The sequence below is a fragment of the Desulfovibrio cuneatus DSM 11391 genome (assembly GCF_000430005.1).
Classification (GTDB): domain Bacteria; phylum Desulfobacterota; class Desulfovibrionia; order Desulfovibrionales; family Desulfovibrionaceae; genus Frigididesulfovibrio; species Frigididesulfovibrio cuneatus.
Map to the genome: position 1 here is coordinate 1 of NZ_AUCY01000014.1, position 25,889 is coordinate 25,889.

Here is a 25,889-nt window from a genome sequence, read left to right on the forward strand (position 1 = left end):
GGCTGTATTTTTTTCGTTTGGCTAGGCGCGAGCCTTTTTAGAAGCAGGAGTGGACTCTTCCGTCCTCGACTGCTTCTAAAAAGGTGAAGCAACGCCGCCAAACAAAAAAAGACAGCCTTTCCCTAGCCTTCTTTGGTGGCAGGGAGAACCCCTCGCCCACCACTTTCGCGAATAAACTGCACAAAATTCATAACTTCAGGAAATTCCTGGTAGTTAGCTTCCAATTGGGTAAGCGCGTCCTGCCGGGGCATTTCTGAAAGCCAGAACAGCCTGAAGCAATGCTTAAGGGCAGAAATAAGGGCACTGGAAGCCCCCATGCGCCGCAGGCCCACTGCATTTGGCCCATGCACCGCCCCGCGAAAACCAGTGGCCAGCATGTAGGGTGGCAGGTCTTGGCTTGCGCCTGTCATACCCCCCACAAAGGCGTGTTCACCAATGCGGCAAAACTGGTGCACCGCCGAAAGGCCACCAATAATGGCGTAGTCTTGCACTGTTACGTGGCCTGCCAGTGTAGCGTTGTTAGACATAACCACCCTGTCGCCCACAATACAGTCGTGGGCAATGTGGGTGTAGGCCATGAACAGGTTGTTGCTGCCCACGCGGGTAATGCCCCCGCCGCCTTCCGTGCCCCGGTGCAGGGTGGCAAATTCGCGAATGGTGTTGTGGTTGCCAAGCTCCAGCCACGATTCTTCGCCCTTGAATTTCAAATCCTGCGGTTCACCCCCCACAACAGTGTAGGAGTGAATAATGTTGCCTTCCCCCATACGGGTGAAGCGCTTGATGCTGGCAAAGGCGTCAATGCGGCAATTGTCACCAATAATCACGTCATCTTCAATAACCGCACAGGGACCAACATGCACATTTTCCCCAATGTGCGCCTTGGCGGAGATGAAGGCAGTAGGATGAATGGAGGCAGCCACTAAATGCTCTCTTTAGGCATAATGGCAGCCGTCATTTCAGCTTCGCAGGCAAGCACCCCGTTCACATGGGCAGTGCCCCGCATTTTCCACAACCGCATTTTGTGGCGTATGAGCTCACTATACAATTCCAGCTTGTCGCCGGGCACAACAGGGCGGCGAAACTTGACGTTTTCAATGCCGGTAAACAGGAACAGGTTGCCGCTGCGCAGCAGGTCTTCCCTGTCGGAAAGCACCAAAAGGCCACCAGCCTGAGCCATGGATTCCAGAATCATCACCCCAGGCATAACGGGAAACCCCGGGAAGTGGCCCTGGAAAAAGGGTTCGTTGATGGACACATTTTTATAGGCCTTGATATACTTTTGCGGCACAATTTCTTCCACCCTGTCCACCATAAGGAATGGGTAACGGTGTGGCAGCATGCTCATAATGCGCTGAATATCATAGGGGCCAAGAGAAGCAGGGGTATTTTCCTGTGTCATGTGGTATCCTTTTCTGACGCTTTTTCACAAGCAGAGTAACGAAACAAGAAGAAGGGCAGGCTGGGCAAGGGGGCACAAACAAGGGCAAATGCCCCCAGACGCTGGGAAGGAAAAATATAACCGTTTAGTCTTGGGGTAGCAGTTTTTTCAAGGCGGCAAGCTCTTTTTCAAGCTGCTGCACGCGTTTGAACAAGTCGGGCAATTTGGGCTGCAACACGGTGTGGCGCATGTACGTTGGCCCTTCCATAAACGGAGTGCCACTGCCAGTAATGCCAGCAGGAACGTCTTTGGGCACACCAGACTGGGGGCCAATAACCACGTCATCGCCAATGGTAATGTGCCCGGCAACGCCAACCTGCCCGGCCAGGGTTACCCGGTTGCCCACCTTGGTGCTGCCCGCAACGCCCACCTGGGAAACAATAAAGCACTGTTCCCCAACGGTAACGTTATGGCCAAGCTGCACAAGGTTATCCACCTTGGTGTCGTTACCAAGAGTGGTAGCGGTTAGGGTTGCCCTATCCACACAGGAATTGGCCCCAACTTCCACCCTTTCGGCAAAGCGCACCGTGCCAATTTGGGGCACCTGCATTACAGAGCCGCCAAAACGCACAAAACCAAAGCCTTCCGTGCCAATAACAGCTCCGGAATGCAGCACGCAGTGTTCCCCAAGCTGGGCACGGCCAAGTACCACAGCATGGGGATACAGCGTACATTGCTTGCCTATTTTGCAGCTTTCCCCAATAAATACACCTGGGTAAAGAATAGCCCCGTCACCAATTTCCGTATTTGCGCCAACGTAGCAAAACGGAAACACCGTAACCCCTGCGCCCAGCGTGGCGGTGGGGTGAATAAATGCCTTGTCGCTAATTCCCACAAAGAAATCTGGCGGGCGCACAAAAAGGCCAGCCGCGCGGGCAAAGTCAATATACGGATTTTGGCTGATAAGGGCAGTTTCTATCCCCTCGGCATGCTCTTCAGAAACAATCACAGCAATGGCCCGCGTTGTTTGCAACAGCGGGGCATATTTGGGGTTTGCCAAAAAGGTCACTTCCGTTTCCGTGGCTTCATCAAGGGTGTTCAGCCCGGTAAAGGGCTTATCTTCCCCTTTCAGGGTAAGGCCAAGCGTTGCGGCAAGGGTAGCAAGGGTAAACTGCATGGCGCAATTACTTCTTGTCTTTCTGGTCTTCTTTCCAGACTTTGTTCACCGTCTCCAGCATGGCATCGGTCACGTCCATGCTTGGGTCATAGTACACAGCCGCAGCAGCGTCCAGCACAAGGGTGTAGCCTTTTTCGGCAGCAAACTGACGGGCAGATTCAATAATCAGCCTGTCCATTATGTCGCGGGCTTCGGCTTCAGCCTGTTGCAGGTTGCGCACATACATGTTTGCGGCTTCAGTGTAGTCTTTCTGCAGTGAGCGGAATTTGTCCTGCTGCTCTTTAGTAGAAGTGCTGCGCATGGATTCGCCAAGCTTTTCAAGTTCCTGGCGCTTCTTTTCAAGTTCCTTGCGCTTGCCTTCATACGTGTCGGTCATTTTCTTTTTGCCAACCTGGAAGGCTTCGCTTTTTGCAGCAACGGCTTGCAGGTTGAATACAGCCACCTTAACTTCGGCGTTGGCCACGCCACAGAACAGAAAAATAGAACAGATGGCAGCTGCCAGAGTGGTACGCATGAAAAAGCTCCTTTGCTCACAAAGTGAGACAGTAGTAATACATCAGTTGTTATCCGACGGGTGTTACCCCACCCCTCAACAAAATGAAAGCGTGTGCTGGCACCAACGCCGGGCAACCGTTTTTTCAACAGAAGAGTTTATCTTTATGATTTAGTGCCGTCAAGTACAAGGGGATAATTCTGTCATGCTTGGGTACAGAGCACTCTTTGCTAATGCGCAGGGTTAGAGCAAGCGGCATGCTTTGTGTTTGGCTTTGGGCGTGGCACTCAAATCGCAACGCCGCCAAACGCAAAAAATGAGCGTTTCCTATTTTTTCCAGGGCTTCTCGGTACCCGCCCGCAACCGCTTAATATTTTCGCGATGCGCCCAAATAACACCCGCACTAATGCACAGGGCCAGCACCCCGGTCCCTGTTTTTTCATTAAAAAACAACAGGGCGGGCAGCAACACACTAAGCACCAGCGAACCTGCCGAAACAAAGCCGGTACGCCAAATAACCGCAATGCACGCAGCCGCAGCCACCAGCAATTCCAGCGGGGCCAGGGCCAAAAACACCCCCACGGTGGTGGCAACGCCTTTGCCCCCCTTAAACCGCAGCCACACAGGAAACATATGCCCTGCAATGGCGGCCGCCGCTGTAAACAGGGGCAACAGGGGCAACAGTCCCGCACTGCCTTGTTCCGGGGCCATGTGGGTTGTGGCATAAGCCACCCCCAGCACGGGCAGGGTACCTTTCAGGGCATCACACAACAACGTTATGGCCCCCCACTTTTTCCCGCACAGGCGGGCAATATTGGTGGTGCCAATGTTACAACTGCCTGCGGTGCGTGGGTCTATGCCACAAAACGCGCGGGCCAAAACAAGCCCATAGGGCACAGAACCACTCAAATAGCCAGCCGCTACAGCCAACAGTAACCACACGCTTTCAGTCATATCCATTCCTTAAATCCATAGGGAAGCACTGATTAAAAGGTCTTTGGGAAACGCTCAGTTATTTCGCGTGGCAAGGCACGAATTTTTTTGAAGACGGAATAAGTCAGCATTTCCAGGGGGCTACAGTTCCCGCACTTCGAGTATCTGAATTTCATTCAACAGCGGGTTCACTTTGCCAAGGCGCACTTCCAGGGCCTGCCCTGGAGCCACTTTCTCATTAAACAGGGCTGTTCTGCCCCGAACGAACAACTGGGCAAAGGGCACCGTCACACTCACAAAGGCAGGGTTTTCTTCTGTAACCACCGCAGGCCACCATTTTTTATCCCCTTGCTGGGCAAAAAACAGCAACTTCCAGTACCGGGGGCGAAAGCGCTGCACCTGGCCCACGGCTTCGGCGCAGGCCCCAATAAGCGGCTGGGCGTCTTGCAGTGCCTCCTGGGTAAACAACGGCGTGCCATGCTGCACAGCATGCACAAGCTGCCCCTGGTTCACAAGGTCTATGTAGCGGCGCATGGGGGCCGTACAGGAAGCGTACACATCCAGCCCAAGGCCAGCATGCCTGCGCGGCACTGTGCTTAACCCAGCGCTGGGAAGGCCGCGCACAACCCTGGCAATGTCTTCCGGCCGCGACCACACCCCGGCAAATTCTTTAGGAATGCCCACATCCTGGCTGCGGAACAGCAAGGCAATGCCGTTATCCCGTGCCCACCCGGCCATGGCGGCGTTGGCAAACACCATAATTTCTCCCACCACCGTATGGGCCAGCGGAGTTTGTGGCTCTTCGGAAAATACCACGGTAACGGCATTGCCCTCCCCTGCCAGGGTCACCTCTGGCATGGGCCGTTCCGTAACAACAGCCCCTTGGGCCACCCGACGGGCCTGCAACACACGGGAAAGGGCCAAGGCCGCCGTGAGAGATTCCAAAAGCGGCTGGGCCGGGTGCCCTTCAGGCAGGCAAGTGGAGGGCGCGCTGGCACAACACTGCTCTTCCTCCGTCAGGAACAACTCTGCCCCCCAAGGCAGGGCCTCGTGGTTCTGTTCCGGGGCCAGTGGATTTGGGCCAAGGACCAGGGCAGCAACGGCAAAACTTTCTTCTGCAACGGGCAAAGGCAGGTTGGCGGTGCACGTTACCCGTGCTACGGAAAGCTGCGCGCCTGTGGCTTCGCCTTGCGCGTTTATGCGCGTTTGCAACACAAGGGCTGGGCGCTCCTTGCCTGCATCCAGGCTGAACAACTGCCACCCCGCATCTTCTGGCAGCATGTGCTCATCACCCTCAGGCAGATAAATGCTGCTGGCACGGCGCAATATTGTTTTATCATAGGTGCTGCCAAAGGGCCACACAAGGGCCGGGCAGGCAATGGCAATATACAGCAAAAAAGAGCCGTCCGGCAATGCTTCCACCGCAAAGGCATCGTCCCTGTCTTTGGTGGTGCTGGGGTCTGCCGCCATAAGGGGCAAATGGCCCTGGCCGGAACTGCGGGCAAATGGCTCTTCCGGCAGGCTGGCAAGCTGTGTGCCAACGGCTTCACGCAGGGCAGTGCGCACGTCGGCAAAGGGTTCTGCCCAGGCCTGACCTTTGGCAAAACCAGCCCTGTCCAGCCAGAAATTGTAATGCGGCGGCACCAGGCCCCAGGCTGTAGCAAGGCCCAAAGCATGGTGCGGGTGTTCTGGCAATCCCTTCACCAGCAGCTTCCACAGTGCTTCGTCCTCAGAAGTTTCCGGATCGGCAATACGTTGCAACAGCACGCTTTTCAAGCGTGCTTCCATCTCCCCTGTAGCGTCGTGCAGCACCGGGGCGGTGGGCCGTTTACCCGTAAAAAACTCCCACAACTGCCGAAAAAATTCGGCACCGGCACTTGCCACCTGTTCACGCAGGCGCAGGGCCTTTGCTTCGGTAAGGCGGGCCTGCACCACGGCTTCCGGAAATATCTCAAAATCTGGCGGGGCAAACCGAAAATGGGTTTTGCAAGCCAAAAGAGCCCGCCCCAGGGCAGCTTCATGGTGCACAGTGGGCTCTTCCCACAAGAGCCCGGCCAGGGAATCGGCAGTAGCGCGCTCGGCTTCTCCCTGCACGCAAGACCACAGCTCCAGCACGTCTATGCTTGCCAGCAGGGCTTCACGCTGGGCCCGGCATTCTTCCAGGGCCGCTTCCATGCTGGTGCGGGAAAGGTTGGCCCCGCGCTGCGGGCCGCACCAGGGCAACAGGCGTGAGGCAGGCATGGGGGTTTCCCGCTTGTTTTGGGTATACACCCGCAACTTGCCGCTTTGTTCTTCCGTTACTATGCCCAACGTGGGGGAATTGCCTTGCATGAATTCAACCAGGCACCCAACCCCAGGGTAACGCACCTTATCTTGCGTCATACCGTACTCTTTTCTGTTATTAACCGCTCAAAGCATAACGGCAACCACCGCTCGCCAGCCATTTTTGCCAGCAGCAGCCCAGCGCCGCTACCTTTTGCTTGAAACATTCTGCCCTATTCTGAAAACAACCTTACAGTGCGCAAAAACCAGGGCGGCACTAGGCCGCCCCCATGCAGTTCAGAGGAAATGCGCAGTTTTTTCGTTTGGCAAGGCGCGAAGTATTTTTGCAAGCAACGCCGCCAAACGGAAAAAATGAGCGTTTCCCTAGGTAGTGCCTACACGAGATGAATTTTTGTTCTCTGCCAAGGAAGTTGAGCCTGCTTTGAAGGAGTATACTCTTACGGTATTCGACCGAAAAAGCAGGCGATAACTGACGCAGGCAGAGGCAAAAAGACACTCGTGTAGACACTACCTAGTGTTTGAAGGAACGCTGGCCCGTAAAGGCCATAGCCACCTGCGGGTTAGATTCATTCACTGCCATAATCACTTCGGCATCGCGCATGGAACCGCCCGGCTGGGCAATGGCGGTTACCCCATGCTGCAAGGCCACGTCCACAGCGTCGCGGAAGGGGAAGAACCCGTCGGAAACCATGGCTGTGCCACCAAGGCCCCCGCGTGCTTCCTGGGTAAGGGCTTTGATATCCGCAAGGTTTTCCGCTGCGTCAGCGTCGGTGCGGGCCTTGTGCTCCAGTTCATACAAAGAAATACCAAGGCGCTTGAATGCCAGCACATCGGCATACTTCGTATAGGCTTTATGAATGGCTACTTCCACACACCCCACCCTGTCTTGTTCACCTGTGCCAATGGCTACGGTGGTGCCATCCTTGACAAAAATAACAGAGTTGGAAGTGACCCCGGCTTCCACAGCCCAGGCAAACAGCAAATCGTCTGCTTCCTGCCGGCTGGGGGCACGGGCTGCTACAAAGCCGCCTTCATATTCTGCCGTGGCGGGCAAAAAGTCTGCCACAGTGCGAATGCGGTTTACAAAAGACTGCTGCACCACAAGGCCGCCGTCGGTAAGAGACTTGATGTCCAGAAAAGGTACTCCCACAAAACGTTCCAGGCAAGCTAGGCCAGGCAGGCACAAAATGCGCAGGTTTTTCTTTTTTTGGAGTAGTTCCAGGGCTTGCGGGTCAAAACCGGGGGCAGCCACCACTTCAAAATAGACAGAGCTGATAATTTCCGCACTTTTCATATCCAGCGGGCGGTTCAGCACCACGGCCCCGCCAAACGCGGCAATGCGGTCGCTCCAGTAGGCCTTGTTCACGGCATCGGCAAGGCCCTGCTCCGACCATGCCGCCCCACAGGGGTTGTTGTGCTTCAAAATAACGCATGCAGGCCGGGCATGCAGGTATTGCAGAATATTGATGCCGTTGTCCACGTCGGTGAGGTTGGTTTTGCCGGGGTGCTTGCCTGCCTGAATCATGTTTTCTTCAGTAATGGCGGAAACAAGCCCGGTGCCTGCCTGGCGGTAGGCCACGCCGCCAATAACCAAATCGCCTTTTTCCAGGGCATACAAGGCAGCAGGCTGGTCCGGGTTTTCGCCATAGCGCAGGCCGCGCTGCTCGCCGCCAATATCCCAGGAACGGCGGCTATACTCAAGTACAGTGTCGCCAAACCGCACAGAAATAGTGTCTGGAAAAGCGTCTTGCACAATGGTGCGGTACATATCCTTCAGTTGAGACATGAAAGTTTCCTTTTACGCAGCGCGTGCGCCCCACCGGGAGAACCCACGGGGGAAAAAGTGAAAAATGATGGCCTGTGTGCAATGTGGCTATAACATAAGCCCCTTGCCGGGGGCAATTGCCAATTTGCCCAAGGAAACGTAGTATAACACCGAACACACTCCTTTCCATACACCTCAGCAACCCGGCAACATTCCCTACATAAACGCAAAAAATGCTCCTTCCTCACGAAAAAGACGCCCTCATCCAGCACCTGCAACACGGCGCGCCCCTTTCTGCAGCAATGCAGCAGGCCCTTTTTTGTATGGCCTGCGCGCCGCTCCCCCATGGGCAAGAAAGTACCCCCCCATGCACGCAGGCAGCTTGCCCCAGCAGCGCAGAACATGCCCCGGTGCTGGTGGAAGCGTACAGCCAAAAAACCGCTGCCACACAAGAACTTTCTGCGGTTGCATCTTCCCAACAATTACCCTGCCCTGGCCTGCCAAACCTGCTGTGGCAGGGGGACAACCTGCCCCTGCTGCACGGCCTTGCCACCCCGGCAGGGCAGGCATGGCTTGCGGCACGCGGGGGCCTGCGCTTTATTTATATTGACCCGCCATTTAATGTTGGCAGCAATTTTTTCGCCCAAACCCCGGTGGGGGAAGCGGCCAGCGGGCACGCCCCCTTGCGCCAGAAGGCCTATGCCGACACCTGGGCCCCAGGGGCCTTTTACGCCATGCTGGCCCAGCGCCTGCACCTTGCCCACAGCCTGCTGGCCCCGGAAGGGACACTGGTACTGCACTGCGACTGGCGCACTTCCGCCAGGGTGCGCCTGATGCTGGACACCATTTTTGGGGAAGACCACTTTTTAGGGGAAATAATTTGGCATTACACAGGGGGGGGCCGGGCAACCCGCTATTTTTCCCGCAAGCACGATACCCTGTTCCACTACGCCAAAACAAAGCACTGGTATTTTACCCCCGACGCCGTGCGCGTGCCCTATGCCCCCACCAGCGGCTATGCCAAAAAAGGCATTGTGAGCAAGGCAGGCAAACAATACACCCCCCACCCCCAGGGCACCCCGCCAGACGATGTGTGGCGCATTCCCATTATCAACCCCCTGGCAGCAGAACGCCTTGGCTACCCCACCCAAAAGCCGGAAGCCCTGCTGGAACGCCTGCTTCTGGCCTGCACCCGCCCAGGTGATTTGGTGGCCGACTTTTTCTGTGGTTCCGGCACCACCCTGGCAGTGGCCCAGCGCCTTGGCAGGGCGTGGCTTGGGGCAGACCAAAGCCCACTGGCCATTGCCACCAGCCAGGAGCGCCTTGCCCAGCCACAACTGGCGCAGTTGGAAGGCCAGCAGCAGACTTCCGCGCCAAGCGCTTTTTGCCTTGCTACACTGGCAAACCAACAGCACAGCCCTACCCTGCCTCCGCTCTTTTCTCCTGACGCACGCCGCCCGGAACAGTTTACCACAAACATGACAAACACCCATACTTTAGGCCTTAGCGTGAGCACTTCCCCGCAGGGGGTGCAGGTAACCCTGACCCAACTGCATGCCTTGCTCCCCCCGGAAGCAGAACAGCGCGATGAACCTGCACTGGAAGGAGGACTGCATTGGGCCTATGCCTGGGCCGTGGCGTTTGTCCCTGCTCCTGCACCCATTGTTCCCGAAAGAACACAGGTTGCGCGAACAGGCACCCCAGCCACTTCCGAGCACTCCCTCACCCTGCCAGCCTTCCCTTTCCCTACAGCCCTTTTTACCCCGGCATGGCATACCTGCCGCCACGGCAAGGCCCGCACGCTGGCCTTGCAAACCCCTGTGCTGGCCCTGCCAGAAAAGCACTGCACCCTTTTGGTGCGGGTAACAGACGTGCGGGGCGGGCGTGTGTATACCAGCCTCCCCTTGTTTCCTTCTTCCGCTCGGGCTTCGTGGACATGTACAGGCAGCTAAGCTGCCTGTACCCTCCGCCCTCGCTCCACGGCTCGCTACGCTCGCGACTGCCGTCTTCTTTCTTCCTCTCGGGCTTCGTGGAGATGTACAGGCAGCTAAGCTGCCTGTACCCTCCGCCCTCGCTCCACGGCTCGCTACGCTCGCGACTGCCGTCGGCTTTAGGGATATCACTCCGCCTCGCGTAGGGATAAGCAAGTAGCAAAGCCCCCCGCTCCCTCCGCTCGCGACTGTCGTCTTATAGGGGTATCACGCCGCCAAAGGGAATAAATCAGCGTTTCCCCAGCACAAAGCTGCCCCTTGCCTGATGCGGTGAATAATGCCATATTCTTGCCTTGAGCGATTGCGCGCCCCATGCCATTGCAGGGGAAGCGGCAAGACCGAGCAAAAAAAGTATGGTAGCGCGGCCAAACGGAACAAATCAACGTTTCCAGCAATACGCTACCCTACTTGTAGCCGGTGAAGGCTGCACCCTGACGACTGCAACCAAGCACAGCGCATTTTTTGCGCGTAAGGAGAGACTGATTATGCCGCGCAGCCACCCGGCAGCCTGGGGGGGCCTTGTTATCAACGCCATCCTCGTATTTTTCCTGTATATTGTCAGCTCATCGCTAGACCCGGCAAACCTACCGGAAGACCAGCAGTTTGTTGCTGAACTTATACTTAAAAGCCTGCCCGTGCTTGTTACTGTTCTGGTTGTGCAGCTTGCCGGGCTTTACCTTGTGGCCACAGGGAAAAAGGCCGGCCTTGGCCTGGTTGCCCTGGGCACTTTTTTTATGCTGCCCATCAGTCTTATTTATGGCATTGGCTGCCTATATACTTACTTTGGTAAAGCCTCCGAAGCTATTCCCCGGGCCAAAACCCTTACCAACCAACCGGAATACACCTTCGCTTCGGTGTATCCTTTCTGGTTTTTCCTGGGGGGGTGTTCCTTTGCCCTGGCCGCCTGGGTAAGCTTTGAAACAGGCCAGTCCGACACAGGCATTATTGCCATGAGCTTTTCCTTCTGCTCCATGTTTCTTGGGGCAAGGGCAAAAGACACCCCGGCCCTGGCCTTATATGCCCAGGGGCTTTGTGTTGCCCCAAATTTGTTTGGGCCGCAACTGTTTCTACCCTATGAAAACCTGCAAAGTGCCCGCCTGCACCAGGATAAACGCATCGAATTTTCCCTGTACCTGGCTGCCGCCCGGCACACCGTTACCTGGAACATGAAGCAGGTACGCCCGGGGGACCAAAAGATTGCCCTGGAAGAGCTGGCACGCAAATTACGGACACACAATGTAGCTTTGCTGTAGCCTGCCCCTTCCGCCGCACCACTGCTTGCAACGAGGATTCCATGCGCCTTATTAACCTTTCCCATTTATATAAAGCCACCGGCTATTCCCTGGCAGGGCTGCGCCGGGCATGGCAAAATGAACAGGCCTTTCGGCATGAAGCTATGCTGCTGCCCCTGGTGGGCCTGCTTTTAGCCATTTTTCGCCCCGGTGCCTTGTGGTGCGGCCTGCTGCTTGCGGGCTGGCTTTTGGTGATGGCCGTAGAGCTTTTGAACAGCGCTGTGGAAGAAAGCATTAACATTGGTGCCCCTGGCTACGACGAACGGGCAAAACATGGCAAAGACATGGCTTCTGCCGCCGTATTCATTCTACTGGTGCTTAACGGCCTGCTATGGCTGTGCATGCTTGTAAGCATCGCCTGATGTCCTTGCGCTTCTGCCCTGGCTTTGCGGCGTAATGTTCTTGACGCAGGGACGGGAAAAGGCCAGAATATCTTCCCCGTCGCGGTTTTTTCAGGGAAATCACGTTTTCCCCTGTACGTGACCCCTCATACCAATTCTGAGTGAATACGGCTCAAATTGGAATGACAGATTCTGCCCCAGCAAACGATTACAACCGAAAGTTCTGGAAAAGCAAGGCGGATGTGCCGCCCTTAGCGGCTTTCCTCGGAAAACACCGGTTTTAGCTGGAGGCGGAATAACGACTTGCCAAATGCACTGTACACTGGGCTACACTGCTGGAAACATTCAAATTTGAGACCTGTTCCCCCACCGTTTACCCAAGGTTACGTATGGATTTTTCCTGGTTCCAAGACGCCTTCAACTGGTTACAGCAGGTGTGGTCTGCCGATGCCGAGTACCTGCTGCGTACCTACGGGTACTATATCATTTTGTTTCTCACCTTTCTGGAAGGGGAAACCATTGTTATTATTGCAGGCATGCTGGCAGCAAAAGGCCTGATGAACCCTTACTTGATTGTCCTTACTGCGTTTCTTGGCAGTTGGACAAGCGACCAGCTTATGTTCAGCCTTGGCAAGTACAAAGGCCATGCCATTCTACACCGCTTTCCCAAGCTGGAAGCCCGCATGGATAAAGCCTCTGGCTTGTTCCGCAAATACGACACCGCCCTTATTCTTGGCTTTCGTTTTGTGTACGGGGTGCGTAACGTAACCCCCATTATGCTGGGCATCAGCGGCGTCAGCCACCGTAAATTTCTCGCTCTGAACTTTATCGGGGCCGGGGTGTGGGCAGCCGCATTCACGGCAGGCGGCTATTTCTTTGGCAAGCTGTTTGGGCATATGATGCACAACGTGGGCGCAGTTATGCTGGTGCTGGTGGGTCTTGTTGTGCTGGTGGGCGGCGTGATGTGGTTTGTGCGCAGCCGCAAAAAGAGCGCCAACAACGAAAATGCGCCCAGCGAGTAGTGTACAGGGCTTTTTCCCACTACAGCCTGCGCCGTAACACCACCGCTCTTTTTCAACAACGAAAACTCATAACACAGCGCCCCTCGGGTGCCTTATGTATGCAGCATGCCATTCTCTCCTACCTTACTTAATGGAGCATTTGCCCACTTTGGCTACTTGGCCATATTTTTAGGCACATTGCTTGAAGGGGAAACTGTGGTTATTGCTGGGGGCTTTTTCGCCCACCAGGGTATGCTTTCCCTTGAACTGGTTATTCTGGCTGCTTTTTTAGGCAGCGCCACCAGCGACCAAGGCCTTTTTTTTCTTGCCCGAAAACAGGGCTGGAAGCTGCTCCATAAACGGGTCAAGACCGAAGAAAAAGTGAAACGTCTCATGGAGCGCCTGCAAAGCCACCCACACTGGCTGCTCGCCTTTGCCCTGCTGTTTCGCTTTGTATACGGCATACGCAACATTGCCCCCATTGCCCTGGGGCTGAGCGCACTGCCCACATTGCGCTTTGTTGCCGCCAACGTTGTGGGTGCCCTGGTGTGGGCCATACTTTTTTCCTATGCAGGCTTTTCCTTTTCTGCTGCCATCAAGCGGTTTGGCCCGCAAGTGCAGCATGTGGAAATGGCGTTGCTGGTTGTGGCGTGTGCCCTGGTGGCTGGTGTGTTATGGTGGCATAAAAGAAAGGCCACTGGCAACTAGCCAGGCTTGCCCGCCTGACCAGCGCATTTATCTTTGAAAGTATACATTGGCTTACCATGCAGCGCATTGGTTTTTTCAATGTACTCATGTATTGTAATGTCATAAAACCACACGCTCCGCGGGTGGCAACGTTGCTGCCACCCAGCAATTTCAAAGTGAAATTGCTCTAGCGCAAAAACAAATGCGCCACAGGGCATAGTTTTCCCCCTTTCCCCCTTTTAACACGTTATGAACCGCGCTGCATACAGTGTGCAGGCTTTCCCGAGGGAGCTATGGGCTTTTTCAGCAGTATCCGCAATTTATTTCAGACACAGCCAGAGCCAGCCTCTGCCGTTGAGCCAGAACAGGAAATTCAGGCAGTACAAACTGGCCCTGAACAGGCCACTACGCCTGAGCCCGGCGCACATTCTGCTGCCAACGCAGCAACAGGCAGCCCAGCACACGCACCCCAAGCGAACGTGCAACCATCACAGGCGGAACACACACCTGAAGTAGCCGTTGCCGAAGCACCCACCCCCCAGCCAGCACAGGCGCCTACACAACCCCCTGTTCAGGCCCCAGTACAGACTTCAGTACAGGAAGGTTCCCTGGCGGCCCAAGAAACACACGGTATTTTTGCCACAGCCGAATACAAGGCCATGACAGCCGCCCTGCGCGGCACCGAGCCCCGCCTTTCCGCCTGGCTGGAAGTTGTCCTGAAAGGGGTAACCCAGGCAGATGACTTGCTGTGGGAGCGCGTGCATTTTTTGCTGGCCAGCCTGGAAGCTCCGGAAGAAGAAATTGAACGCTTTGTTACCAATGTTCGGGCATGGCTGGACAACATGGGCTATGAAGCCCTGGATGATTTTCGTTCCGAACTGCAATACCGCCTGGCCATAGCCCTGAACCTGGAAGACGAGGAAGATGAACGCAGCCGCTTGCTGAGCAAACTCTCTGAGGGGTTAGCCAAAACACGTGAACATCTTTCCCGCAACCTGAACCGGGTTTTTGCCCAGGGCCGCACCATTGACCCTGCCCTGTGGGAAGAACTGGAAGAAACCCTGGTTATGGCTGACGTTGGCTTTGATACAGCCATGAAGCTGACGGAAAGCCTGCGCCGCAGAGCGGAAAAAGAAGGCATAACCGAGGCTTTCCTGCTTCGGGGCATGCTGGCGGAAGAAGCATTGGCTGCCTTTAAACCCGTACGCCGCATTACCACCGTGAACCCGCCAGAAGTCATTCTTGTGGTAGGGGTCAACGGCGTTGGCAAAACAACCACCATTGCCAAGCTAGGGCACCGGGCTGTGCTGCAAGGGAAAAAAGTATTTCTTGCCGCTGGCGACACTTTCCGGGCAGCCGCCACTGAACAACTCGAAATTTGGGCAGGCCGCATGGGTGCTGGCTTTTTTGCCAAAGGGCACGGGGCAGACCCGGCAGCCGTGGCCTATGAAGCCATGGATATAGCCATTGAAAAAGGGTACGACACTGTTATTATTGATACGGCTGGCCGCTTGCACACCAAGGCCAACCTCATGGAAGAGCTCCGTAAAATTGAGCGGGTAGTGGCAAAGCGCCACCCCGGCGCACCCCACCGCACCATTTTGGTGATTGATTCCACCACCGGGCAAAACGCCCTTGCCCAAATCAAAATGTTCAATGAAGCTGTGCCCCTGAACGAACTCATTTTGACCAAGCTGGACGGCACCGCCAAAGGCGGCATTGCCGTGGCCGCGGCCATGCAGTTTGGCATTCCCATTTCCTTTATTGGCCTTGGGGAAAAAATGGAAGACTTGCGGCCCTTTGTGGCAGAAGATTTTGTGAAAGCCCTGCTGGACTAGCCCAATTTGCACCGCTCAAACATGAGCATGTGTACCACAACAAAAGCCCTTCCGGAACGCATTCCGGAAGGGCTTTTGTTGTGGTACACTGAGATCATTTTGCGTTGATATTGTTGAATTTTACTTGGAGAGGATCTGCCTCCCCATACCCCTTGCAGGGGGCTGGGGGACAGCGTCCCCCAATGAAAGCCAATAAAATTCATTGTGCAATACTCACAAACTACGTTCCTTTCCCCCAGGGCTGCTACCGGAAGAACCCGGCAACATACTGCCCGGCAGTAGCCAGAATAACGGCACAAAGCATCCACTTGATGGCAGCCGCAGGCACATGCTTTTGGCAACGGGCCCCAAAGTACATGCCCACTAGCCCCCCAATGCCCAGCAGAAAGCCCAGCATCCAGTCCGGTGCCACAGACTGGCCAGGGAAGAATGGCGCAATGAAGGAATAAAAGGCAATGCCTGCCACAGAAGTTAAAAACGTACCCAGCAACGTAGCACCACCAAGCGTATGCACGGGTAAACGATACCACGAGACAAGAATGGGAGCCATAATGGCCCCGCCCCCAATGCCATAACACCCACCCACAAGCCCAATTACCAGCGAAAGCGCAAACAAAGACACCATGGGGCAGGCATACACTTCCCCCTGGTAGGTATACTGAATACGCCGTAACGTGATGCTTACATCTGTTACAAAGGCACCAGTGGCACCATGGCCCTGGCCTGCGGCTGGCGTAGCAGGCTTTAAGGCACCCTTGTTGCCGCTATTGCCTTTGCGCAAGTCCAGCAGCAACTTCATACCAATGTAGGCCAGCACAAGCCCCGCAAACAACTTGAACGTACGTGGGTCTGGCAGGTACAAAATACGAATAAGCGCACCCAGCATAACCCCTGGCAGGGTGCCCACGGCCACAGTCATGGCCAAAGGCCACACCATGCGCCCTTCCCGCACATAGCGGTACACACCAGTGGGAATGGCTACCACATTGTAAAACTGGTTTGTGGCACTTACCGAAGGGTTCACATACCCCAGGTAGGAAACTTGAAAGGGAAGTAATAAGAACGCCCCGGAAATTCCCCCCATAGAACAAAAAAAAGACACCAGAAGCGCAACAGCAGGTAAAAGCACCGGGTTAGCAGTTATATCAGCCGCAGGAAAATACATACATGCCTCCTCCCCAACAGAGTGCATAAAGCCATAAACAGTGTATAAAAAACAGTACAACTGTGTTTATTGTACCAAAGGAATAATGCCCCTAGCAAGGGGGCAAAAGAACTTTGTGCAAAAAAAAACTAGCACTGCATGGCCTACATAACACGCACCGCAACTGGTTCATACCACTGTATACGCAAAGGCCCCCCGGTAGTTTCCTACCGGGGGGCCTTTTAATTCACGCTATACTGAACGGCTTAGTAGAAGAAGTTCAGGTCCACGCGACGGTTCTGCTTGCGGTTACGCTCAGCAGTGTTGTCGATCATGGGAACGTTTTCGCCATAGAAGCCAGTCATGATCTGTGTTGGGCGCACACCTTTGGATTCAAGGTAGGCTTTCACAGTCTCAACGCGGCGGATGGCCAGGTCGTTGTTCAGCTTGATGGAACCCAGGTCACATGTGTGACCGTCGAGGCGAACCATGCGGTTGCTGTCACGCAGAATGGCAGCAGCTTCGTCCAGAATCGCGAAAGAATCTGGGGTCAGGCTGTCTTTGCCAAGCGGGAAGTGAGCTGTACGCAGCACGTCACGCACGCCGTTTACGTAAACGGTGTCGCGGGCAAACTTTTCACAAGCAGTGTTGCTGGTGATAAGTTCTTCAGCGATCACGCTCACGCTACGGTCAGGACGCAGAGCAGCGATGTTGTCAAGCAGAGCCTGGCCTTCTTTGGTGTCAGCCACGGAAATGATGTGGAACACCAGACCGGGGTTAGCAGCAATAGCAGCCTGGGCAGCAGCAAGAGCGTCGCCACCACGGTTGTTTTCACCGTCAGACACTACGAACACAGCGGTGGGCTGTGCAATACCTGCGTACAGGTTCTGTGTCCAGTAGGAGATGCCATCGCCCATGGGGGTCAGGCGGCCAAACACTTCGTAGGTCTGCTTCAGTTTGCCTGCAGCAGCGTATACGGTGTCGGGGTTAAAAGTCTGCTGAGCGCTCACTTCGCCAACTTTGGCGAAAGTGCGCAGGCCAGCAGTGTAACCCAGCTCAGGAATACGCTCGGCGAAACGCTGAATAGCACGCTGTGCCATAAAGAATTTCTGCTCGCCGAAGCCTTTGTGCTGCATCATCATGGAGCCAGAGTAGTCGACCAGGAAGTCGAAGCTGGCTACACGAGGCTGCATGCCGCTGAAAGTAGGAGCCTTAGCTGACGCAACGCTTGCAAAAGCAAGGGTCAGCAGGGCAACTACTGTAGTAAGAGTCAAACGTTTCATAGCTCCTCCGGAAATTGTTGTACAAGACTTGAATGGCTACTTTGTTTCACTTGCACGTCCTATATAACTACCTTTCCAGAAAAACACAAGTCCTTCCTAGAATAAAAAAGCTTATTCCTTGTGTTTTACTCTTCTCAGGCAAGGCTCTCAACGCCAGTTCTTCAACCCACTGTATTTTTTGGCTTTTACTCTTAATGGTTATTTATACTCCTATATAATTACAATCTCACATCAATACATCATCTCTTAAAAAAACCAAAAAAAGTATTTCTTTGCAAATAGTTGTGCGCATGCCCCCCCCTGGAACCAGGACGGTAACGGGTGAATACTGTCCGGAAAAAAAATTTCCCAAAAAAATGAATCACACAACCAACTGACACAAATATACTTTCACCATGACCTTTATTATTGTTACCCAGTGCTCTGTTACTGTAGGGTCACCCGCATACCAAGTACGGCCTATAAGGGAACAAAGCTGGTGCTGGCAGCACGAATTGCGCCGGATTGCATAACAAAGCACCGGGGCGCCGGGCTGCCCTGGACGTTGGCCTGCCCATTGGCCTGGAGGGCGGCCTGCACCAACACCTCTGCCGTTTGCGGATGGCAGGTAAAATACAGCAGTTGGTTGGCCTGACCAAATGCCCCCAGGGCGGCTGCCGTTTGGCCTGCCCTGGCCGGGTCTGCATTCACCAAAATATCATCCATACATACGGGAACACTTTCCGCATTGGCTGTGTGGTTTTGAATGTAGGCAAGGCGCAGCGCAAGGTAAAACTGTTCCCGCGTGCCCTGGCTCAGGGCTTTTTCCGCGTCCTTCCGTTCCCCGCTGCGGTGCATGGCATAAAACCGTTCCTCTTCTTCCCCCGTGCACAAGCCTTCATATTCACCCTGGGTAATGGCCCGGAACAAGGCACTGGCCATGCCCACAACCCCCTGTTGCCCGGCACCTTCCACCCTGTTTTTGGCTACCAGAAGCAACTGGCGGGCCATGGTGGCCACCCGCCATTCCCGCAGGGTTTCTTCCAGTTGCTCGCGCAAAGTGGCCTCTTTTTGGCGTAAGGCAGAGGTGCCCCCGTCTGCCGCAAGGCGGCGCATACCTTCCTCCAGGGTGCCACCACGCTCTGCCAGGGTGGTCAGTTCAGCCTCGCACGAGTGCAGGCCAGCGGTGGCTTCCTCATGGGCCACCTCCAAATCTGCCAGGCAATACTGTTCAAAAGAGGCAATATACGCTTCCACTGAAGTGCGCTCTTCATGGGCCGGGGCATAAAATGCCGCCATAATTTCGCGCTGCATACTGGCGTGCTGTTCACGCTGTTGCCACAAGGCAAACCTGCGGCGAAAATCCTCCTGAGAACTGACACCAGCGTCTGCCATGAGGGAAGTCAGCTTTTCCGCCGCCACAGCCGCAGCCACCCCGGCTCCCTGTTTTTCCGCCTCCAGGGCTGTTCGCTGTTCTTCCAAAGCCTTCATGCGGGCCTTGGCCTGGGCACTGGCTTCCACCAACTCTGCCACAGCATACAGCACCTGCACCGCTTCTTGCAGGGTTTGCTCCAGGCCTTTACGGCCCACTTCCTGCTCCTGGGTAAGCAGCATGTCCTGCAAGCCCTGGGGCACAACTACCCCGGCCCGCTGGGCAAGGGCCGCAACGCGCTGTATGTATTCCCAAAGGGATGCGGCAATGTCCTTGCCCTCTTGCTGGGCAGCTTCCCATTGTTTTTTGCGCTCCCGCAGGGTCAGGGCCAGGGCAAAGGCTTCCTTGGCGGTTTCCGGGCTCAACACAGCGGAAAAACCTTGCCCGGCTAACCATTGCTGCCACTGGGCCTTGCCCTTGGCCAGTGCTTGCTGGCAAGCAGTTGCTGCGGCCACAGCCTTGGCATGGCTGGCGCGCACCAGCTCAAACTGGCGCTGCCGTTCCGCCCAGGTGCTGCCTTCTGCCATGGCCTGCACGGCCTGCTCCCGCAACCCATGCAGGGCAACAAGGCGCATGGCAAGCCCTGCCAGGGCAGCTTCCAGGGCCTGCCTCCCTGCGGGCTGGTGGGCAAACAAGGTCTCGCTTTCTTTCTGGTCTTCGGCCTGTACGCTGGCAATATCTTCTATGCTTTGTCTTGCCGCAGCATGGTGCCCCGCACAGCGGGCCACAGCCCATGGGGTAAGCCCCACCGCAAAAAAGGGCATTGCATGGGCTGTATGCAGGCATTCAAGGCACGCGCCTTCAGCTTCTGCCACAAGGCGGGAACTTTCCTGCAACAACTTGTGCGCCAGCCGGGCCGCTTCCACCCGTTCAAAAAAGGCGGGCACTTCATCCACCGGGGTGGAAGCTTCCAGCCCAAGGGCAGCAAGCTGCCTGCCCCACACTTCAGCCGCCGTGGCATAACGTGTTGTGGCTGCCGCCACCAACTCTTCAAGCCCTTGCACCCGTTGCACCGCAGTGGCAACACGCTGCTGGCACATTTCCAGTTCGCGCCGCTCGCGTTCCGCAAGGGCAGCCCTGGCCCGCATGCGTTCCAGAGTTTGCACAAACGTCCCCACCGCTGTTTCATCCGGCAGGCTGGCACCAGCCTCTGGCAAAGCAAAGGGGCACCAGCCTTCCATGCTGCGCACCAGCCCTGTTCCTTCCTCTTCAAACCGCTCCAGGGCTTCCTTGGCCCGGCTCCTGGTTTGGCACCACACATTCATGGCAGGCACCCCGGCATCAAGCTGCACAGAAGCCCGCACCCCTGCCGCGCGCCGGGCCAGCACCAATGCCCCCACCGCAGCCAGACCAAGGCCAGCCGCAACCCAGGCAAACATCCCTTCCCCGCCGCGCAAGGCAAAAAAGCCTGAAGCCACGGCAAAAGACAGCAGCACAAAGGCCACCAGCCCTACCGGCCCCAAAAACCAGCGTTGCTGTTGCTGGCGGGGCGGGGCCACCATGTCTGCCACCATTCTGTCTGCTTCATCATATTGCACACGCTCACGGCGCAAGGCAGCCACGGTGCGTTCCAGCGCCCTGGCAAGGGAAAGCCGCTTTTCGGCTTCCTCCTCGGCGGGGGTGCCTGCAAAGGGCTGCAACCGGGTTTCCCCCAGGGCAGCTTCTTCCCTGGTTTCTTGCAGGGCAAGTTTGGCAAGCTCCAGGCGTTCTGTTTCTTTTTCCTGGCTGCGCCGGGCCTGGTGCAACGCTTCCCCATATTCCCGGCACAAAGCCCGTGCCCGGCTGGTGGTATCGGCACTGGCAAGGCGCTGCTCTGTCCACTGGGGGTGTACGGCATGCAGGGCACGCGCAAAGGCTTGCCTGCCTTCATCTACCCGGCGCACCAGCGTATCAAGCGAAGCAAGGGCAGCTTCTGCCTGGGCCAGCTTGCCGGAAAACCGTTCTCCCTCCAGCGGCGTGGGCAAGGCTGCGTCCTCAGGCTGTTCCTGCACCGCACGTGAATGTTCTGCCAGTTCAGCCCCAAGAGTTTGCTGCTGTGCTTCCAGGCGCTGTGCCTCAAGCTGGGTGCGGCCTGCCTCTTCCCCAAGGGCGGCAAGTTCCTTTTCCCAGCGGTGCAACTGCTCCCGCGTGGCAACACTCACATCCACTGCCACAAGTTGCGCTTCTTCCCAGCCAAGGCGTTCCAGCCCTTCCTGCTGCTGGGCCGCAAGCTGCTGGCAGGTTTGGCGTAGCAAAGGCAGTTGCTCTGCCATGGCCCGCTTGCCCCCAACCTGTTCTTGCAGGGCCTGCACTTCTCCTGCCAAAACAAGGGAGGCCGTTTGCCCGCCAAGGGTACCCAATTCCTGCACAAGCCGTTGCAGGCGCAGGCTGGCGGCTTCTTCAGTCACGGTGCGTTCTTCCTGCTGGCGCAAAAGCGATTCCAGGCGCACAAGGGCGTCTGGGGCGAAACAATACGGCCCCGCAGAAGGAGCCTGCACTTGCTCCGCCCCACTGCTGTGCTCTTGTGCAGCATGAAAATCTTCTGCATGCACAGGGGCAGGGCCTTCAACCCCTGCCAGAGCCGCCATGCTGCCTTGCGCTGCAAGCAGTGCTTCATACTGCGGCCACAGGCCAATGCGCCGGGAAAAGTTTTGCTTTTGCTCAAAAAGGGCTGCCCGCCGGGTGCCACACTGGTCACGCTGGGTACGTGTTTCTTCCAGCTCTGCCCGTAACGTTCTGTACAGCGCAGCCTCTTCCCCCACTGTGGCAAGCTCTTGCTCCAACACATCCAATTGGGCCACAAGGTTGTTCAAAGGTGCGCTTACCCCGGCTCTGTCTTGCTTCAGCAAGTCATCAGCCCGCTTCCCAAGCTGCTTCAGGGCAGCGCCAGGGGCAACTTTCAAGCCAAAGGCGGCAGCGTGCAGGGCATGGCGCACACTGTCACCGTCCAGGGAAGTGGCATCCATAAGGGAACGCAGGTTGAAGGCAAACACATTATCATACACATCCGGGGTAATGCTGCCCAGCAGGGCGTAAAATTCTTCTTCTGCAAGCTGCTCGCCCCCGGCCCGGAAAATTTCCACCCCTTTGCCGCGGGCAAGGGGCCGCCGCACAAGGGTTATGTCCCCTGCTGTCTGACTATGCAAAAACAGGCTGCCCCCGGCCACGCTGGCTTTGCGGCTTTGGGCCATAAAGGGGTCCAGGGAAGAATTGCCACGCTTATAGCCAAACAGCATGGCCCGGAAAAAGGCCATGGTGGTGCTTTTGCCCGCCTCGTTATGGCCCAGAAAAATATTGCACCCCGATGAAAGCGATTCTATTTCCTGCTCCGCAAGAATACCAAAGCGGTCTACACGAACACGGTCAATACGCATTACTCCACCTCCAGAAGGTCAAGGCACAGCAGGTGCGCCTCCTGGGCCATGGCTGTTTCTTCTTCCGGGGTAACGGCAGGCAGATAACGGCGAATTTTCCGCAGTTTTTTCAACAACACTTCATCGGCTTGTTCCCAGGCCCCGTGCAGTTGGGCAGGCTCAGCCTGCCATTCGCCCATAAGGCGGAACGTTTCCCCCACCAAATCGGGCCGGGCGGCAAGGGCTTCAAAGTCAAGCTGCGGCTGCGTGGCAATGCGAATATCGCGCACGAATATGCCAAAGCGCGATAACTGACCGGAAAGTTGCCGTTGCAAATCTTCCCGCACATCCTTCTGGGCCAGTTCCTTATGCAGGGGCGTTCTGCCTTCCAGCACAAGGCGGGCCACCAGCACTTCAGGGATAACGCCAAGGCCTGCTTCTTCCACAAAGGCAGCCGCTTCCGCCTGCATAGCCTGGTGGGCCTCCGCAAGGCACTGGCTGGCAAATGCTTCCAGTTGCAACAATGTTACTACGCCCTCTTCCTCTTCCGGCTGCAAGGAACCTGCGTCAAGGCACACCCGTTGCCACACCACCGGGGCAATGGGCACATGAAGGGCAGAAACTATTTTTTTGCCGCGCACCCGCACCACAGTGCAGCCGTGCACACCCCCTTCATTGACATGCAACCCCTGAAGGCTGCCAGGGTACACAGCATACGGGGCTGTGCCTGTGCCGCGCAGCACCCAACGGGTGTGCACGTGCCCAAGGGCCCAGTAATCCAGCGCGGCTTCTTGCAGGTCTTGCACCGTGCAGGGGGCATAGGCTGCGTGTTCCCCGGCTTGCCCCTGCACCGCACAGTGCAGCACACCAAGCTGGAACACGTCTGGAAGCAGCAGGGAAGGCTCCTTACGCCGGAACTGCCGGGCAAGGTTGCGCCCTTCTGCGGCACTGGTATGGCTTACCCCATGCACCAGGGCCAACGCCTCGCCCCCGCGCATAACGCTATGCACAGCCACTTCCGGGGAAAATGCCGTGACGTTGTCTGGCCAGGGAAAGGGCTGCTCTTCCAGGGGGTCATGGTTACCATGGGCAAGAAACACCCGCACGTTGTGTTCCTTTAAGGTCAGGAACGCCTTGTTCAGGGCAAAACGGCTGGCAAGGCTGCCTTTGGCACTGTCATACACGTCCCCTGCAAGCACCAGAAAATCTGCTTGCGCCGAAAGGCATACGGAAACCAGCCGCTCCAGGGCGGTATAGGTGGCTTCCAGCACAGTGGTACCCACACTTTTTTCCTGGGGTGAAAGTGTTTCCAGGCTACGGTTCAGCCCCCGGAACGGGGCACCCAGGTGCAGGTCTGCGGCGTGAACAAAGGTAAAGGTGGTCATGGTGGCTCTGTGGTTAGTCAAGAAAGAAAAAGTGACCAAAAGCATATCTCATTTTGCCACAAGACAAAAGGGGAAAGCAGCGCATGGCCCCATGAGGCCGTTGACGAGGTTCCCCCTTGCAGGTACATAACGCGCACAAAGCATTTTTGACAAAAAGCACTACAAAATACAAAACACCCTTTCACCCCAGCCCGTACCATGACAACAGCCCCCCTGCCCTGGATTTTGCACCTGGACATGGACGCGTTTTACGCCTCCGTGGAGCAACGCGACGAACCGCGCTACCGGGGGCGGCCTGTGATTATTGGGGGGGGCGACAGGGGCGTAGTAGCCACCTGTTCCTATGAGGCCAGAAAATTCGGGGTACGTTCAGCCATGCCCATTAGCGAGGCCCGCAGGCTGTGCCCCCAGGCCATTTATGTTATGCCGCGCATGGCCCATTACCAGGAAGTGTCCCAAACGGTCATGCAGGTGCTGCACAGCTATTCCCCGCTGGTGGAGCAAGCTTCCATTGATGAGGCGTACCTTGATTTTACCGGGCTGGAACTTGTGGAGAGTGACGTGCGGGCCAGGGCCCAGCGCTTGCAAGCCGAGGTAAAGGAAGCCACCGGGTTAAGCTGTTCCCTGGGGCTTGCCCCCGTAAAATTTCTGGCAAAAATAGCTTCCGACATGCATAAACCCGCCGGTGTTACGGTGCTTGCCCACCATGCTGTGCCTGCCTTTCTGGCCCGCCTGCCGGTGGGGAAAATTCCCGGCGTGGGCAAACAAACAGGCCTGGTGCTGGAAACATTGAGCGTGCACTATGCGGCAGATATACTGCGCTACCCGCGTGAATTTTGGGAACGCAAACTTGGCAAGGCTGGGCTGGCCCTGTATGAACGGGCCCAAGGCATAGACCCGCGCCCAGTCACCCCGTATACCGAGCCCAAGTCGGAAAGTGCGGAAAATACGTTTGATGCAGACACCAGCGACCCTGCCGTGCTGGCCCGCTGGCTGTTTGCCCAGGCGGAGCGAGTGGGGGCACGCCTGCGCAAAGGGGGCCGCAAAGGGCGCACCATTACCCTGAAAATGAAGTTCAGCGACTTTACGCAAATTACCCGCAGCCGCACCCTGCCCACCGCCACCAACACCACGCGGGTCATTTACGAAACCGCCCTGGCCCTGCTGCATGAACAAAAAAACACCCAGCGCCTGCGCCTGATTGGGCTGGGGGTTTCCCAGTTTGGGGAAGTGCCCCGCCAACTTGGTTTTTTTGATACCCCGGAAGACCCGCGGGAAGCCAAACTGGACGCCACCCTAGATGCCCTGCGGGAGAAGTTTGGGCCAGCGGCTATTGTGCGGGGCAGGATATTATAAGCACATATGCTTACCCTACCCCCCAAGGGATTACTGATTACATTACGGTACCCTAATAAATGCTGAACTCAAAATATTTACGGCTTAAATTGTCATATTCACCACTGCTGCGCAGGTCCATAATAGCCTGGTTCACCGCCTTGCGCTCCTTTTCCAGTCCCTTGCGCAGCACAATGCGTGAATCTTCCTGCATCATCACAGGGGGGCCCACCACCTCAACGGTGTCGTCTGCATCAGTGCGCATGTGGTTGTACGCCACCAGGCTATCAAGGAAAACCAGATCGACCTTGCCAGCACGGAGGGCTTCAATGGCTTCATCATGCTTGGCAAACGTAATAATTGTTGCATCGCCATAATTTTTCCGCAGGTACACTTCCTGAAACGTGCCCCCCTGCGCCCCCAGCCTTTTACCCCGCAGGCCTTCCTTGGAAGGAAGGGCAGTGAAACCCACCCCAAGAAACACATTGGAAGCACGGTAGTACCTGTCGGAAAACAGCACAACCTTCTCGCGTTCCGGCGTTCTGCCCATGCCAGCCACCGCCATATCCAGCTCATTACGTTGCAGGCGCGGAATAATTTCATCAAAAGCAACGGCCTGTATTTCACACGTGCGGTTCATGCTGCGGCACAGGGCCTGGGCCATGTCATAATCAAACCCGGCAAGGGCACCAGTTGCCTTGTCTTTGTAGGCAAACGGGGAGTAATACGCTTCCACAGCCACCCGCAGCACAGATGGGCTGGCGGCGGCACAACAAGCACCCCCAAATACCAAAAAAAACGTCAGGACAAAAAAGCGCAT

General features: G+C 56.3%; 19 protein-coding genes. 7 read left to right on the forward strand and 12 right to left on the reverse strand.

The genetic code is table 11. From position 1 onward, the window contains the following. Positions 1-122 precede the first annotated feature (122 nt). From lpxA to G497_RS0103325, 7 genes are all read right to left on the reverse strand, one after another. A complete protein-coding gene (lpxA, locus tag G497_RS0103290; protein WP_027187075.1) occupies positions 123-920 on the reverse strand; it encodes an acyl-ACP--UDP-N-acetylglucosamine O-acyltransferase in 798 nt (265 codons plus the stop codon). Then, on the reverse strand, positions 920-1,399 hold the full coding sequence (gene fabZ / locus G497_RS0103295; protein WP_051257791.1) for a 3-hydroxyacyl-ACP dehydratase FabZ: 480 nt from the start codon (positions 1,397-1,399) through the stop codon (positions 920-922). The genes lpxA and fabZ overlap by 1 nt, the downstream gene beginning before the upstream one ends. Positions 1,400-1,523: 124 nt before the next feature. Further along, a complete protein-coding gene (gene lpxD, locus G497_RS0103300) occupies positions 1,524-2,555 on the reverse strand; it encodes a UDP-3-O-(3-hydroxymyristoyl)glucosamine N-acyltransferase (RefSeq protein WP_027187077.1) in 1,032 nt (343 codons plus the stop codon). A 7-nt stretch (positions 2,556-2,562) separates the two neighbouring features. Continuing rightward, on the reverse strand, positions 2,563-3,069 hold the full coding sequence (locus G497_RS0103305; protein ID WP_027187078.1) for an OmpH/Skp family outer membrane protein: 507 nt from the start codon (positions 3,067-3,069) through the stop codon (positions 2,563-2,565). 306 nt (positions 3,070-3,375) lie between these two features. Continuing rightward, positions 3,376-4,002, reverse strand: a complete 627-nt coding sequence (gene plsY / locus G497_RS0103310) for a glycerol-3-phosphate 1-O-acyltransferase PlsY (protein WP_027187079.1) — start codon at positions 4,000-4,002, stop codon at positions 3,376-3,378. A 120-nt stretch (positions 4,003-4,122) separates the two neighbouring features. Next, the gene (locus G497_RS0103315) at positions 4,123-6,363 is read right to left on the reverse strand and encodes a ribonuclease catalytic domain-containing protein (protein WP_027187080.1); all 2,241 of its coding nucleotides are present in this window, start codon (positions 6,361-6,363) and stop codon (positions 4,123-4,125) included. Between the two features lie 412 nt (positions 6,364-6,775). Next, positions 6,776-8,050 (reverse strand): IMP cyclohydrolase, encoded by a 1,275-nt coding sequence (locus G497_RS0103325; protein ID WP_027187082.1) that lies wholly within the window; start codon positions 8,048-8,050, stop codon positions 6,776-6,778. A 212-nt stretch (positions 8,051-8,262) separates the two neighbouring features. On the opposite strand from G497_RS0103325, the gene G497_RS18910 reads away from it, so the two are divergent. The 6 genes from G497_RS18910 (at position 8,263) to ftsY (ending at position 15,179) form a co-directional block, all read left to right on the forward strand. Further along, positions 8,263-9,981, forward strand: coding sequence for a DNA-methyltransferase (locus G497_RS18910; protein ID WP_051257792.1), 1,719 nt, complete (start codon positions 8,263-8,265; stop codon positions 9,979-9,981). Positions 9,982-10,505: 524 nt separating this feature from the next. Further along, entirely contained in the window at positions 10,506-11,273 is a 768-nt protein-coding gene (locus G497_RS0103335) for a hypothetical protein (RefSeq protein ID WP_027187083.1), read from the forward strand. A 41-nt stretch (positions 11,274-11,314) separates the two neighbouring features. Continuing rightward, the gene (locus tag G497_RS0103340; protein WP_027187084.1) at positions 11,315-11,674 is read left to right on the forward strand and encodes a diacylglycerol kinase; all 360 of its coding nucleotides are present in this window, start codon (positions 11,315-11,317) and stop codon (positions 11,672-11,674) included. A 368-nt stretch (positions 11,675-12,042) separates the two neighbouring features. After that, entirely contained in the window at positions 12,043-12,675 is a 633-nt protein-coding gene (locus G497_RS16520) for a DedA family protein (RefSeq protein ID WP_051257793.1), read from the forward strand. Between the two features lie 105 nt (positions 12,676-12,780). Next, entirely contained in the window at positions 12,781-13,362 is a 582-nt protein-coding gene (locus G497_RS16525; protein WP_084515954.1) for a DedA family protein, read from the forward strand. Positions 13,363-13,634: 272 nt separating this feature from the next. Next, positions 13,635-15,179: a signal recognition particle-docking protein FtsY gene (gene ftsY / locus G497_RS0103360; protein ID WP_027187086.1), complete on the forward strand. Its 1,545-nt coding sequence runs from the start codon at positions 13,635-13,637 to the stop codon at positions 15,177-15,179. A 244-nt stretch (positions 15,180-15,423) separates the two neighbouring features. On the opposite strand, the gene G497_RS0103365 is transcribed toward ftsY, so the two are convergent. The 4 genes from G497_RS0103365 to G497_RS16530 form a co-directional block, all read right to left on the reverse strand. Then, on the reverse strand, positions 15,424-16,344 hold the full coding sequence (locus G497_RS0103365) for a sulfite exporter TauE/SafE family protein (RefSeq protein ID WP_027187087.1): 921 nt from the start codon (positions 16,342-16,344) through the stop codon (positions 15,424-15,426). Between the two features lie 245 nt (positions 16,345-16,589). Further along, positions 16,590-17,606 carry an OmpA family protein gene (locus G497_RS0103370; RefSeq protein WP_027187088.1) on the reverse strand — a complete coding sequence of 339 codons (1,017 nt, stop codon included), beginning with the start codon at positions 17,604-17,606 and terminating at the stop codon, positions 16,590-16,592. Between the two features lie 459 nt (positions 17,607-18,065). After that, positions 18,066-22,370 carry an AAA family ATPase gene (locus G497_RS0103375; RefSeq protein ID WP_027187089.1) on the reverse strand — a complete coding sequence of 1,435 codons (4,305 nt, stop codon included), beginning with the start codon at positions 22,368-22,370 and terminating at the stop codon, positions 18,066-18,068. Continuing rightward, complete coding sequence (locus tag G497_RS16530) at positions 22,370-23,734, reverse strand: metallophosphoesterase family protein (protein WP_051257795.1); 1,365 nt, start codon at positions 23,732-23,734, stop codon at positions 22,370-22,372. The genes G497_RS0103375 and G497_RS16530 overlap by 1 nt, the downstream gene beginning before the upstream one ends. A gap of 198 nt (positions 23,735-23,932) precedes the next feature. Between G497_RS16530 and G497_RS0103390 the strand changes: the two genes are divergently transcribed. Then, a complete protein-coding gene (locus G497_RS0103390; RefSeq protein WP_211228737.1) occupies positions 23,933-25,090 on the forward strand; it encodes a DNA polymerase IV in 1,158 nt (385 codons plus the stop codon). A gap of 52 nt (positions 25,091-25,142) precedes the next feature. On the opposite strand, the gene G497_RS0103395 is transcribed toward G497_RS0103390, so the two are convergent. Next, positions 25,143-25,889 (reverse strand): substrate-binding periplasmic protein, encoded by a 747-nt coding sequence (locus G497_RS0103395; RefSeq protein ID WP_027187091.1) that lies wholly within the window; start codon positions 25,887-25,889, stop codon positions 25,143-25,145.